Source organism: Streptomyces sp. NPDC028289, from assembly GCF_055565975.1.
In genome coordinates, this window is sequence record NZ_JBVHTI010000006.1 from 763,031 (window position 1) to 776,557 (window position 13,527).

Below are 13,527 nucleotides of genomic sequence, written 5' to 3' on the forward strand. Positions count from 1 at the left end.
GTGCTCTCGGTCACCCGGCTGTCCAAGACTTTTCCCGGCGTGCGCGCGCTGTCCGACGTGGACTTCACCGCGCGCGCCGGACAGGTGCACGCGCTCGTCGGCGAGAACGGCGCCGGCAAGTCGACGCTCGTCAAGGTGCTCACCGGCGTGTACCCGCCCGACCACGGCGAGGTGACGTACGGCGGAGAACCGGTCCGCTTCACCACGCCGCTCCAGGCCCAGCAGGCGGGCATCTCCACCATCTACCAGGAGGTCAACCTCGTCCCGCTGATGAGCGTGGCCCGCAACCTGTTCCTCGGCCGCGAACCGCTCGGGCGGCTGGGCCTGATCGACTTCCGGCGCATGCACCGCGAGGCCGACGAGGCGCTCCGCGGACTCGGCATCCGGGTCGACGTCCACCGGCCGCTGCGCGAACTCGGCGTCGGCGCCCAGCAGATGGTCGCGCTCGCCCGCGCCGTCACGGTGGACTCCCGCGTCCTCATCATGGACGAGCCGACCTCCTCCCTCGAACCACGCGAGGTGCGGACCCTGTTCGAGGTGATCCGCATGCTGCGCGAGCGCGGTGTCGCGGTCGTCTTCGTCAGCCACCGCCTGGACGAGCTGTACGAGATCTGCGACACGATCACCGTCCTGCGCGACGGCCGCGTCGTGCACACCGGCCCGCTCGCCGACCTCGACCGGCTGCGGCTGGTGGCCATGATGCTCGGCCGGGAGATCGGCGCGGTGCGCGCGGAAGGGCTGACCAAGTTCTCCGGCTCGCACGACACCGACGCCGAAGCGGTCCTGACCGCAACCGGCCTGACGGCACGTCACCATCTGCGGAACGTGTCGCTGTCGGTCCGCCCCGGCGAGGTCGTCGGCCTGGGCGGGCTGCTCGGCTCCGGCCGCAGCGAGACCGCGAAGGCCATCGCCGGGGCCCTGCCCACCGACACCGGCCGGGTCGTCGTCGACGGCGTCCCGGTACGTCCGGGCTCGACCGCCGCAGCCATCCGCGCCGGCATCAGCCTGCTGCCGGAGGACCGCAAGAGCGAGGGCATCCTGCCGGGTCTGTCGGTCCGCGAGAACATCGCGCTCGCCGCACTGCCCGGGCTGTCCCGCTTCGGCCTCGTCGACGACGCCCGCGTCGACCGGATCGTGGAGACGTTCACGAAACGGCTTCGCATCAAGGCGGCGGGCCCGCACCAGAAGGTCGGCGAACTCTCCGGCGGCAACCAGCAGAAGGTCCTGCTGGCCCGCTGGCTCGCCCTGCACCCCAAGGTCATGCTCCTGGACGAGCCGACCCGCGGCATCGACGTCGGTGCCAAGGCCGAGGTGCAGGCGCTCATCGACGAACTCGCCGGGGACGGCCTCGCCGTACTGCTGATCTCCTCCGACACCGAGGAACTGATCGAGGGCAGCGACCGGGTGGTCGTCCTCAAGGACGGCGCCGTGGTCCGCGAGCTGACCGGTGACGCCGTCACCGAAGGCGAACTGATGCGTGCCATCGCCGCCGTACCCACTGGAGGGAGCGATGACTGAACTCACCCTGGCCCGCGGCACACTGGACCGCGCCCGGATGCTGCGCCTGCTGCAGGAGTACGGCGTGTACAGCGGCGTGCTGGTGCTGCTGCTGTTCAACTTCGCCTTCACCCCCCACTTCGCCTCCGCGGAGAACTTCCGTACCCAGGCCGTCCAGGTGGCCCCGGTGCTGATCGTCGCGCTGGGCATGGCACTGGCGATCGGCACCGAAGGCGTCGACCTGTCGGTGGGTTCGGTGATGGCACTGGCCACCTCCCTGCTCTCGCTCTACCTCGGCTACGGGCCCTGGATCGCCACGTTGACCGCGGTGATCGCGGGTGCCGCGGTCGGTGTCGCGAACGGCGCGCTGATCGCGTTCGTCGGCGTCCAGCCCATCGTCGCCACCCTCGCCCTGATGGTCGCCGGACGCGGCCTTGCCCTGGTCCTGCTGCCCCAGCTCAAGGACGTACGCGATCCGGGCCTTGCGGCACTCGGCTCCGGTGACGTCCTCGGCGTGCCCTACCTGGTCCTCATCGCCGCGGCGCTCGCGATGCTGGTCGCGTTCGTGATGCGCCGCACCACCTTCGGACGGCAGGTCCTGGCCATCGGCGACAGCCGCCCGGCGGCCCGGCTCGCCGGACTCCCGGTCCGGCGGGTGCTGGTCGTGGTCCACGTCTGCTCCGGCGCGCTCGCCGCGATCGCGGGCGTGCTGGCCACCGCCCGCCTCGCCGCGAGCGACCCCACCTCCCTCGGCACCCTGATGGAACTGTCCGCCATCACCGCGGTGGTCGTCGGCGGCACCCCGCTCAGCGGCGGGCGGGTGCGCATCGGCGGCACCGTCGCGGGTGCCGTCCTCATCCAGCTGCTCACCACCACGCTCATCAAGCACGATCTGCCGCCGTCGTGGACCCAGATCGCCCAGGCCGTGGTGATCGTCCTCGCCGTCTACGCGGCCCGGGAACGAGGCAGGCGATGACCACGCAGACCGAAGAGGCCGGAACCCCGGCCGACGTCGCGAGCCGCAAGAGCGCCGGTGCCGGGCGCACGAACCGCTCCGAGCGGCTGAGCGGGCTCGCGCAGCAACACGGTGCCCTGGTCACTCTCGTGATCGCCATGACCGTGGCGTCGCAGAGCTTCGACACCTTCCTGACGGGCGACAACCTGGAGAACATGGCGCTGTCCTCGGCGTTCCTCGCCGTGGTCGCCCTGGGCATGACGTTCGTGATCGTCACCGGCGGCATCGATCTGTCGGTGGGCTCGCTGTTCGCCCTCGGCGGTGTCCTCGCCGCCTGGGGCTCGCGGTACGGCACGGCGGTGGCCCTGCTGCTGCCGCTCGCCGTCTGCGGACTGATCGGCCTGGTCAACGGCGTGCTGATCGCACGGGTCCGGCTCGCGCCGTTCATCGTCACCCTGGCGGCGATGCTGGGCGCCCGGGGCCTCCTGCTGGCCGTCACCGACGAGGGCTCGACGACGTATCTGGTCGACAAGGACTCCTTCTTCGCCACCCTCGGACAAGGCTCCCTGCTCGGCATCGGTGTGCCCGTGTGGATCACCGTGGCGCTGTTCGTGCTCGGGGCCGTCGTGCTGCGCCGGACCCGATTCGGACAGTACGTGTACGCGGTCGGCGGGAACGAGGACGCGGGGGCCCTGATGGGCGCGCCGGTGGCCCGTACGAAGATCTCCGTGTACACGCTCTCGGGCCTGTGCGCCGGGCTCGCCGGCGCGCTCAACGCGGCCTGGCTGCTGTCCGTGACGATCCTCGGCAGCGGCATGGAGCTGGAGGCCATCTCGGCCGTGGTCATCGGCGGCACCCTGCTCAGCGGCGGTTCCGGCTTCCTCAGCGGCTCCCTCGTCGGGGTGCTGCTCCTGAAGGTCATCCAGAACGTGATCAATCAGATCGGCTCGCTCGACTCCGCCTACCAGCAGGTGGTCAGCGGGGCGTTCCTGGCCGTGGTGGTGGTCGCCCAGACGTGGCTGGGCCGGAGACGGAGAGTGCTGTGAAACCTTACGTGCCGAGATCCCGCCGCAGGCTGGGCACTCTCGCCGTGGTCCACCTGGCGGCTGTGGGGCTCTGCGTGGCCGGCCCTCGCACGGCAGCGGCGGACACCGGGAGCCGGCCGGCCCGCCACTCCGCCGTGACCGTGGGGGACGCCCGCTTCGAAGTCCTGTCCCCGACCCTGATCCGGACGGAATACGCGGGAGACGGCCACTTCGAGGACAGCCCCACCTTCAACGCCGTCGGCCGTGACTCCTTCACCCCGTCCCCCTACACCTCGTCCGTCAGCGGCGGCGTCCTGACCATCACCACCAGCGCCATGAGCCTGCGCTACCGCATCGGCTCCGGCCCCTTCGACGCCGACAACCTGGCGACGTCCTTCAAGGCGGGGCCGACGCCGGTGCTCGCGGCTCCCTGGCGCCACGACGTGTGCACCGTCGGCGCCGTGTGCGAGGCGGAGGACCAGCAGTACGACGGTCCCGGCCTGGCCACGGACCACAAAGACTTCACCGGCAAGGGCTTCCTCGCCGGGTTCGAGGTGGACGGCAACTCCCTCGCCGCGGACGTGCGGGCACCATCCGCCGCCACCTACGACCTCGCCGTGCGCTACGCCAACGCGGTGGGCAGCGACGGCCACCACGAGGCACGCACCCTGAGTCTCGGCGTGGACGGCGGCAGCGACCGGACGTTCACGCTTCCGGCGACCCCGGACTGGAACACCTGGGGTGTGGCCCGCCTGCCGCTGACGCTCGGCGCCGGCCCTCACACCGTCAGGCTCCATCGCGCCGCCCCCGACTCCGGAAGCGTCAACATCGACAGCCTCGCCCTCCTCGATTCCGGTGCCGCTTATCCCGACAGGGCCGCGACCGTGGTCAACGGCTGCCGTTTCGGCACCGGTTGCGAGGCCGAGGACGCCCTCCTGTCGGGCTCCGCCGTCATTGCCACGGATCACCGGGGCCATGCCGGCTACGGCTTCACCGCCGAACTCAACCAGGGGTCCGGTGTCTCGGACCGCATCACCGGCGTGCCCGCCGACGGTACCTACCTGCTGAACCTGCGCTACGCCAACGGCACCGGCGGCGACGGCCTGCACCGGCCCCGCACGATCGACGTCGGCACCGGCGACGGGACCTCCCACACCACCCTCACGCTCCCGGCCACCGACAACTGGGACACCTGGCAGACGGCCTCCGTGCCCGTCGAGCTGAAGGCGGGCACCGACCAGGTCACCCTGGCCTGCCCGGAGTCCGTCAGCTGCCACGTCAACCTGGACACCCTGGCCGTGAGCCGTCCAGGAGAGCCCGCCCCCGCACCCCACCTCGCCCTCGGCGGCTACCGCCGCAGCCTCGACGGACTCAACGGGGACAACGACCCCACCCCCTGGACCACGCCCGGTCTCCTGCACCGCGACGGCTGGTACCTCCTCGACGACACCCCCTCCGCGGTCTACGACCCCAGCACCGAGAAGGCCACTCCACGCCCCACCCACGGCGGCCGGGCCTACCAGGACGGCTACCTCTTCGCCTTCGGACACGACTACCGGCAGGGCCTGTCCGACCTCGCCACCCTGACCGGCCCGTCACAGCTGCTGCCCCGCTGGGCCTACGGCGTCTGGTACTCCGAATACATCGACCGCACCGCGAGCGACTACGAGAACACCATCCTGCCCGCGTTCCGCGCCGCGGACGTCCCCCTGGACGTGCTGGTGACGGACACCGACTTCAAGTCGCCCAACACCTGGAGCGGCTGGAACTTCGACCCGGCCAAGTTCCCCGATCCCAAAGCCTTCTTCGACTGGTCCACCGGACAGGGGCTGCACAACACCCTGAACGTGCACCCGAGCATCCTCGGCACCGACCCGCAGTTCGCGCAGGCCCAGAGCACGGCCAAGGGCAAGCTGCGCAAGGGCGGTTGCGCGGGCAGTGCCGGCTCGGACTGCTACACCTTCGACTTCGGCGACCCCGACCAGCTCAAGGCCTACCTCGACCTGCACCGGCCGATGGACCAGGCCGGCAACGACTTCTGGTGGCTCGACTGGTGCTGCGACGCCTCCCGCTCCTCCCGGTCCGGAACCACCCCGGACGCATGGATCAACCAGCAGTACGCCGACCTCACCTCCTCCGAGACCGGCGACCGAGGCTTCGTCCTGTCCCGGGCCTACGGCTCCCTCCAGGCCGGCGGCTACAGCGGCGGCGTGGGCCTGCCCACCGGGCCCTGGGCCGACAAGCGCAGCACCCTCCACTTCACCGGTGACACCACCTCGAACTGGGGCACCCTGCGCGCCGAGGTCGGCTACACGCCGGGGGAGTCGGCCGCCACCGGCCTCGCCGCCGTCAGCCATGACATCGGCGGTCACAACGACGGGTACGGCATCCCCGGAGCCGAGACATACACGTCGAACGGCGAGACCCACCGCACCACCAGACTGCCCGACGACCTGTACGCACGGTGGGTGCAGTTCGGCACCTTCCAGCCCGTCGACCGGCTGCACAGCAACCACAGCGACCGCCTGCCGTGGCAGTACGGCCCCGAAGCACAGAGGTCCGCCGAGCAGTTCCTCCGGCTCCGCGAGGCGCTCGTGCCGTACACGTACACCCTGGCGCACGAGGCCGAGACCACCGGCACCCCGATCGTCCGCCCGCTGTACCTCCAGTACCCGGAGGAGGAGAACGCCTACACCGAGGCGGACAGCGAGTACCTCTACGGCCCCGACATGCTGGTCGCCCCCGTCACCACCCCCGGCACCGACACGACCACGCGGGTGTGGTTCCCCCAGGGCCGGTGGACGGACTACTTCACCGGCCGCACCTACACCGCATCCGCCGGCGGAGCCACGTACGACATCACGACCACCCTGGACACCATGCCGGTCTTCGTCCGGGCGGGCGGCATCGTCACCACCCGGTCGGGCAACGTGCCGAACGACAGCCAGAGCCCGCTCGACAAGGTCACCGTCACCGTGGCCCCCGGAGCATCCGGTGCGTTCTCCCTCTACGAGGACGACGGCACGACCGCGCACCCTGGACGTACGGCAACCACCCGGATCCGCTACGCCGAGCACAAGGGCACCCGTCTGCTGAAGATCGCACCCGCCAGGGGAACCTTCCCCGGACAGGCGAGCCGCCGCACCTGGACCGTGTCCTTCCTCGGCGTCGGCGCAGAACCGAGCCGAGTGAGCGCGAGCGGTGCCCGGTTGGCGGCCTCGGCCTGGCACTGGGACGCCGACACCCACGTACTGCGGATCACCATGCCCCCGCAGAGCATCCGAACCGCCACGGCCATCTCGTACAGATAGGCGGGCCGGCCCGGCAGACCTCGGCGCGGCCGGCGTGCCGAGGTCTGCCGCCGGTCACTGCTCCTCGTCGGCCGGGGCCGGGGACTCGGGCTTCTCCTCGGGGCGGCCGCGGTGCCGGTGACGATACGGCGGATCGTCTCCAGCGGCAGCTTCGGCGAACCGTCCGCGTAGAGGAGGCCGTTGGTCTCCTGGGCGGTGTCCATGAACTGCGTGTAGCAGAGGCCGGCGACGACCGGGCTCCGGTGCAGCACCCCGAAGACGTCGTCGAGCAGGGCGGCGTACTGCGTGTCCGAGCTGGTCCGTGTGTAGGAGAACTCGTCCTCCTCGGCGCCCACGGACAGTCCGCCGAACTCGGTGACCATCAGGGGGACTTCGCTGGCGCGGTAGCGCTCCGTCTGCCGTGCGTTCAGGGAGAGGGTCCGCCCGGCCGGGCCCGGCGAGGCCAGCAGCGCCTCGAACCCCGCGGCGTCGCCGTAGCGGCGGTCGAGCAGTCCGGGGTCGGAGGAGTAGTCGCGCGACCGCCTGGGACAACCATCCGATCGGCACCTGGTACCTCAACAGCCTGGTGATCTCGGCACTCGCCGTGATCTTCACGTGGCCTTCTGCTCGATGGCCGGATTCGCCCTGGCCTTCCTGCGCTTCCGTGGCCGGGCCCAGGTCTTGGCCGTCGTCACGGCCGGCCTGATGCTGCCGACCGAGGCGCTGGTGCTGCCCCAGTTCATCGAGTACCGGTCGTTCCACCTGCTCGGCACGTTCTGGGCGCTGGTCCTGCCGTCGGTCGCGGCACCGATCTCGGTGTTCGTCTTCCACTCCTTCTTCCGCGGCATCCCCACGGCGCTGATCGAGGCGGCCCGCATCGACGGCGCGAGCTGGTGGCGCGTCTACGCCACCGTCTGCACGCCGATGTGCCGCCCGGCGGTGTCCACGGTCGCGATCCTCACCTTCATCGGCTCCTGGAACTCCTTCCTGTGGCCGCTGCTGGTCCTCAGCCAGACCAGGTCCCAGACCATCCCGGTCGGCCTCGCCTCACTGGTGGACCCACCAGCCCACAGTGCGCCGAGATCATGGCCTCCTCGGTCCTCGGCTTCATCCCGCTCATCGCGGTCTTCCTGGTCTTCCAGCGCCAGATCGTCCAGGGAATCGCCACGACGGGCATCAAGTGACCCACCCTCGGGGGGCGCCGCGGGCAGCTGCCTCGTCCGGCGGTCCGCAAGGCGGTGTCCGCTCTGTGCCGGGCGGGCGCCTACTTGCCGGCGGACTGCCGCGAGGCACGCAGCGGTGAGAACGCGGTCCGTAGTTCGTCCGTGAAGATGCCCGGGACTTCCCAGGCCGCGAAGTGGCCCCCGCTGCGGGCACGGTGGTAGTAGAAGAGGTCGTGGTATGCGCGTGACGCCCAGCTGCGTGGGGCCTGGTAGATCTCGCCGGGGAACACCGTGACGGCGGCCGGGACGGACACGGACACGGCGTTGAAGTTGTTGGCGTTGTTCTCCCAGTAGAGACGCGACGAGGAGACCGCGGTGTTCGTCACCCAGTAGAGGGTGATGTCGTCGAGCATCTCGTCCCTGGTGAGGACGCGCTCGGGGTGGCCGCCGCTGTATGTCCATGCCGCGAACTTGTCGTACATCCAGGCGGCCAGTCCGACGGGCGAGTCCGTCAGTCCGTATCCCTCGGTCTGCGGACGGGTGACCATCATGGCCGAGTAGCCGGATCCCGTCTTGTAGAAGGCGGCCAGTTGGCCGTAGGCCGCCTTCTCGTCCGGGCTGAGGCCGGCGGGTACCGGGTCACCGCAGGCGAGCTTCTTCGCGATGTCCGGCGGGACGGTGGCCGGGAAGTTGACGTGGATTCCGAGCAGTCCGGGGGGCTTCTGCACGGCCATCCTGTCGGAAATCACAGCACCCCAGTCCCCGCCTTGGGAGACGTAGTGCCGGTATCCCAGGCGCTCCATCAGCACGGCCCAGGCACGCGCGATCCGGTCGGGATTCCAGCCGGTGGCCGTCGGCCGTTCCGAGAAGCCGTATCCGGGCATCGACGGTATGACGAGGTGAAACGCGTCCTCGGCACGCCCCCCGTGGGCGGTGGGGTCACTGAGTGGCCCGATGACCTTCAGGAACTCCAGAATGGAGCCCGGCCAGCCGTGGGTCAGGATGACCGGGAGGGCGTCGCTGTGGCGAGAGCGGACATGGATGAACTGTATGTCGAGTCCGTCGATCTCTGTTATGTACATCGGCAGGGAATTGAGCGTCTTCTCGATCTTCCGCCAGTCGTATGCCGTTTCCCAGTAGTGGGCGAGCTCCTTCATCGTGGCCAGCTGGACACCCTGGGACTGATCATGGACGGTTTCGCGGTCGGGCCATCGTGTCGCCTTGATACGCCGACGGAGATCGACCAGATCCCGCTCCGGGACGTTCACGTGAAAGGGGCGGATGCTCTGCCTCTCGCTCGGCGACTCAGGCTTTGCGGAATTGCTCCAGGCTCGCAGACCGAAAGCCCCTGTCGCGGCGGTCACCGCGGTCGCGGATGTGGAGATGAACTTCCTGCGGGAGTACGAACGAAGAAATTCGGACATAATGGATCTCCCTGAAGAATTTCCTGGGCGGGTCCGTAGTCGCGAGCGTGCGACGGGAGTTCTGCTTCAGTGAGCGAGCCGTCGGCACGGAGATGAAATGCGCGCATCCGCGATAGTGCGTCACAGGTGGAGCGGAGCGACTCCCGGGCTCTGGAACGACATCGCGCGCCGCCGGGCCGTGGGGCGTCGGCGTCATTTCGCTGCCAGAAACGCTATCTATCTGTGTGTGACCGTGCAACTCGTGAGAGTGACGACGTATACGCCGTTTGCAGCGCCGCGGCCGCTTTCTCGAACGCAGGTCTCGGCCGGGTGGCGGACGACCCTGTCGACCCCCGACGGGCGGCCGTACCGGTCACGGGCGGGCTCAGCGCAGCACGACGTCGAACACCGTGCGGAAGAACGCGTCGATGGGGGCGGAGGACTTGTCGGCGCGGGCTGCGATCAGGGCGCCTTCCCAGGCGCTGAGGATGAAGAGCGCCGTCGCCGACATGTCGAGCGAGGCGCTTACTTCGCCCGATTCCTGGGCTTCGGTGAGTACGCGCTCGATGCGCGAGGCCCACTGCCGGAAGCCGCGCTGGACTGCCGAGCGGATCTCCTCGGAGTGGTCGGCCACCTCGGCGCCGAAATTGCCGACCAGGCAGCCGCGGGCGAGGCCGCTGTCCACCGTGTCCGAGCCCATGAACTCGAAGTGCGCCCTGAGGCGTTCCAGTGGAGGACGCCCGGCCGCGTCGAGCATGTCGAAGCGCAGGCCGGCGGCATAGCGGTCGAGCGCCTCCAGGGCGCTGCCCTCCTTGCTGGCGAAGTGGTTGTAGAAAGAACCCTTCGGGGCGCCGGCGGCCGAGGTGATGTCGCTTATGCCGGTGGCGTTGAAGCCCCGGGTGCGGAACTGCTCCAGTGCCGCCTGCGCGATCTCCTCGCGCTTCGACGCACGTGCCATTCGGATCACCTCTCCTTCAATATGTCCGGTCGTCTTGGATGCTGTCAAAGCCTGGGACGCGGGCCAGGGCACCCTCGGCAGCCGTGCTTGACGCCAATTAAGACGACTGGTCATGTTGATTACACCGTCACACCGAACTCCGTCGGCGCACACGCGACGGGCGGTACCTAGGAGCCACCATGTCCACCACCTACCGAGCCTTCGAAGCCACCGGAGTCCGCAACCTGCGGCTGGTCGAGCGCGAGCTGGCCGACCCGGCGCCCGGACACGTCCGCCTCCGGGTGGAGACCTGCGGCGTCTGCCACTCCGACGTCCTCGCCGTGGAGGGCCTGCGCGCCGACCCGTCGAGTCCGATCGTGCCGGGCCACGAGATCGTCGGAGTCATCGACGCCGTGGGGCCGGGCGTCACCGCCTGGCACCCCGGCGACCGCGTCGGTGTCGGCTTCCTGAACGGGCACTGCGGGGAGTGTGAGCAGTGCCGCCGAGGCGACTTCGTCAACTGCCTCGACCAGGGGCAGACCGGCACGGACGTCGACGGCGGCTACGCCGAGGTGACCTGCGCGCGCGCCAGCGGACTGGTCCGCATCCCCGACGGCATGTCCGCGGCCGAGGCCGCACCGCTGCTGTGTGCCGGACTGACCACCTTCTCCGCCCTCCAGCAGGACTCCGTCAGGGCGGGCAGCCTGGTGGCCGTGCAGGGCATCGGCGGGCTGGGACACCTCGCCCTCCAGTACGCGCGCAGCCTCGGCTACCGGGTCGCCGCCGTCGCCCGCGGCAAGGACAAGGAGCCGCTCGCCCGTGAGCTGGGCGCTCACGAGTACATCGACAGCTCGGAGACGGACCCCGGCGCGGCGCTGGCCGGCCTCGGCGGCGCCTCGCTCGTCGTCGCCACGGCGTCGAGCGGAGCGTCCATGAACCCGCTGCTGCGCGGCCTGGCGCCCGGCGGGAAGCTCGTCGTCGTGGGTGCGGCGCCCGACCCGTTGTCGGTGGCCACCGCCGACCTGATCTTCGGCACCCGGAGCATCGTCGGCAGCCTGACCGGTTCGTCGATCGAGAACGAGGACAACCTCGGCTTCAGCCTGGCCCACGGCATCCGCCCCTCCATCGAGACGATGCCCTTCGAGCGGGCCATGGACGCCTACGAGCGGATGCTCTCCGGCAAGGCGCGGTTCCGCGTCGTCCTCGACGTCGCCGCCTGATCGTCCGCGCTCTCGCCACCCCTCCGCCGGCCGGACACCGGCCTCGCGGCGCGTGGCCGTGAGAAGACGGGACCCGCGGCAGGCGTGTGCGGACACCGCAGGGTGCGCGACTTCGCCTTCCTTCCACGGCAAACGGCTGTGGCGCCCAGCGGTGGGCGCCGCCTCAGTCCGCGGACCCGCCGCCCACCGCAATGCCCAACCGGTGGGCCACGGTGGTCAGGGCCGACCCGAGGGGGAGCGCGACCCTGGTGAGGGCGAGTGGGTCGCCCCGGGTCGGGTCCTGGTTGACGATCAGCACCGGCTTGCCCTCCTGGTGCGCCTGGCGGACGAACCGGAGCCCGGACATCACCGTCAGCGAGGAGCCCAGGACCAGCAGAGAGGACGCTTCACGGACCAGCCGCCGGCAGTGCTCGACGCGCTGCGACGGAACCGCCTCGCCGAAGAACACCACGTCCGGTTTGAGGACGCCGCCGCAGTGGGCGCAGGGCACGACGCGGAAATCCCCGACCTGCGCGTCGGTGAGGTCGGCGTCACCGTCCGGGTTGATCCCCGCGGCCACCGGGTCGAAGCCCGGGTTCTCGGCCTCCAGCCGCCGGGCGAGTTCGCTGCGCGGGCTGAAGACACCGCAGGAGAGGCAGACGACCCGGTCGAGGCTGCCGTGGAGTTCCACGACGCCCTCGCTGCCGGCGGCCTGGTGCAGGCCGTCGACGTTCTGGGTGATCACAGCCGAGACATGGGCGTGCCGCGCGTAGGCAGCCACGGCCAGGTGCCCGGCGTTGGGGGTGGCGCGGCCGAAGGTACGCCGCCCGAGGTGGCTGCGCGCCCAGTAGCGGCGCCGCGCGTGGGCGCTGCCGGTGAAGTCCTGGTAGGTCATCGGGGTGTGCCGGCTCAGACTCCCGCCCTTGCCCCGGTAGTCCGGGATACCCGACTCCGTGGAGATTCCCGCGCCGCTGAGCACCAGCACACCGCCGGTGCTCAGCGCGTGGACGACCGGTTCCAGGTCGGTGGTGCCCGGCGGCAGATCGGCGGCAGGGGTCCAGCTCAGGGTGGGGCGCATGCGCATGCCGCCAGGGTACGGAGTCGACGGCGCTCCACGGCGTCGGTGTACGTCGGCTGCTCACAAGAGACGCCGCGGTCTTCCAGACGGGGCACCACCCAGGAGCGCGGACGTTACGCCTCGGGCCCGGCCCAGGAACTTGTGGAATGCGGCGGCAGCCGACTGGCCGTCCGGGCGCTTTCGAAGTCGGCGCGGTGCGCCGGGACTTTCGCAGAGCGCATCGTCAGCAGTGTCTGCTGGTGAGCCAGAAGCAGGTGCCGGCCCCCAGTCCGAACACGAGGTGTGCGCTCAGGTCTTCGGCCAATGTCTTCGGGCTGTACTTCCAGATCGGCTGATAGAGCCCGGCCTGCGGCAGGGTCAGATACGCACTGGCCCACACGGCCGCGCCGAAGGGAATGCCGAGCAACGGGTTCGGACGCCGCACCGATCCGGCAGCGATTCCGTACAGCGCACCCCAGGCGGAGCCGTACGACCAGTGCATCGCGGTGCTCGTGAGCCACGCCCACCGGTCAGGGATCTCGCGCTGGGTGAACCCTTCCAGCACCCGCTTCGCCACCTTGCCCGGATCCGGGGCTTCGTCCCAGCCTTCGACCGGTGCGAACTCCCACTCCTTGGGGTTTTCGGTGCCTCCCGTGCGGCGATATCGCAGGTAGCGCGTGGCATCCATGCAAACCGTCCCCGCGGCGCCGGCGACGATGCCGTCGATAACGGCGGCCACCGGCGTGAGAGGCCGTCGTCGTGGACGTCCAGTTCTCATGATGCCCATCACCTCGACCACCTCGGGCAGCTGCCGGTGCCTAGGGTCGCGCTCTCGCGTGTTGGCTTCCAGGAAGTACAGAATCCCACTCGCCACCTGCGCCCGCACCCCAGGAACGCACCACCGCGGCGCCTCGGCCCCGGGCAGCCAGGCCCGACGTCAGATGTCGTCCATGCTCGCCGGGCCTGCGACACACGTCCCGGTTCTGTCCACTACGTAGATG

General features: G+C 70.3%; 10 protein-coding genes and 1 pseudogene. 6 read left to right on the top strand and 5 right to left on the bottom strand.

The window, feature by feature from the left end:
• The 5 genes and pseudogenes from ACZ4UV_RS32525 to ACZ4UV_RS32545 form a co-directional block, all read left to right on the top strand.
• Positions 1 to 1,518 (top strand): sugar ABC transporter ATP-binding protein, encoded by a 1,518-nt coding sequence (locus ACZ4UV_RS32525; protein WP_467842691.1) that lies wholly within the window; start codon positions 1 to 3, stop codon positions 1,516 to 1,518.
• Positions 1,511 to 2,473, top strand: coding sequence for an ABC transporter permease (locus ACZ4UV_RS32530; RefSeq protein WP_451016067.1), 963 nt, complete (start codon positions 1,511 to 1,513; stop codon positions 2,471 to 2,473). Before ACZ4UV_RS32525 ends, ACZ4UV_RS32530 begins: the two co-directional genes overlap by 8 nt.
• Complete coding sequence (locus ACZ4UV_RS32535) at positions 2,470 to 3,498, top strand: ABC transporter permease (RefSeq protein ID WP_467842694.1); 1,029 nt, start codon at positions 2,470 to 2,472, stop codon at positions 3,496 to 3,498. The genes ACZ4UV_RS32530 and ACZ4UV_RS32535 overlap by 4 nt, the downstream gene beginning before the upstream one ends.
• Positions 3,499 to 3,572: 74 nt before the next feature.
• Positions 3,573 to 6,788: a TIM-barrel domain-containing protein gene (locus ACZ4UV_RS32540; protein WP_467842917.1), complete on the top strand. Its 3,216-nt coding sequence runs from the start codon at positions 3,573 to 3,575 to the stop codon at positions 6,786 to 6,788.
• A gap of 609 nt (positions 6,789 to 7,397) precedes the next feature.
• A pseudogene (locus ACZ4UV_RS32545) lies at positions 7,398 to 7,724 on the top strand (carbohydrate ABC transporter permease); the annotation flags it as partial.
• Here the strand turns inward: ACZ4UV_RS32545 and ACZ4UV_RS32550 are convergent.
• From ACZ4UV_RS32550 to ACZ4UV_RS32560, 3 genes are all read right to left on the bottom strand, one after another.
• Positions 7,670 to 7,798: a hypothetical protein gene (locus ACZ4UV_RS32550; RefSeq protein ID WP_451016077.1), complete on the bottom strand. Its 129-nt coding sequence runs from the start codon at positions 7,796 to 7,798 to the stop codon at positions 7,670 to 7,672. The pseudogene ACZ4UV_RS32545 and the gene ACZ4UV_RS32550 sit on opposite strands and share 55 nt — an antisense overlap.
• 233 nt (positions 7,799 to 8,031) lie before the next feature.
• A complete protein-coding gene (locus ACZ4UV_RS32555) occupies positions 8,032 to 9,354 on the bottom strand; it encodes an epoxide hydrolase family protein (protein WP_451016065.1) in 1,323 nt (440 codons plus the stop codon).
• 364 nt (positions 9,355 to 9,718) lie between these two features.
• Positions 9,719 to 10,291: a TetR/AcrR family transcriptional regulator gene (locus ACZ4UV_RS32560; protein ID WP_467842698.1), complete on the bottom strand. Its 573-nt coding sequence runs from the start codon at positions 10,289 to 10,291 to the stop codon at positions 9,719 to 9,721.
• Positions 10,292 to 10,470: 179 nt separating this feature from the next.
• Here ACZ4UV_RS32560 and ACZ4UV_RS32565 point away from each other — a divergent pair, with 179 nt between their 5' ends.
• Positions 10,471 to 11,490 carry an alcohol dehydrogenase catalytic domain-containing protein gene (locus tag ACZ4UV_RS32565; RefSeq protein ID WP_467842701.1) on the top strand — a complete coding sequence of 340 codons (1,020 nt, stop codon included), beginning with the start codon at positions 10,471 to 10,473 and terminating at the stop codon, positions 11,488 to 11,490.
• Between the two features lie 163 nt (positions 11,491 to 11,653).
• Here the strand turns inward: ACZ4UV_RS32565 and ACZ4UV_RS32570 are convergent, their stop codons facing one another.
• Positions 11,654 to 12,553 carry an NAD-dependent protein deacetylase gene (locus tag ACZ4UV_RS32570; protein WP_467842703.1) on the bottom strand — a complete coding sequence of 300 codons (900 nt, stop codon included), beginning with the start codon at positions 12,551 to 12,553 and terminating at the stop codon, positions 11,654 to 11,656.
• Positions 12,554 to 12,770: 217 nt separating this feature from the next.
• Positions 12,771 to 13,412 (bottom strand): hypothetical protein, encoded by a 642-nt coding sequence (locus ACZ4UV_RS32575; RefSeq protein WP_467842706.1) that lies wholly within the window; start codon positions 13,410 to 13,412, stop codon positions 12,771 to 12,773.
• Positions 13,413 to 13,527: the final 115 nt, after the last annotated feature.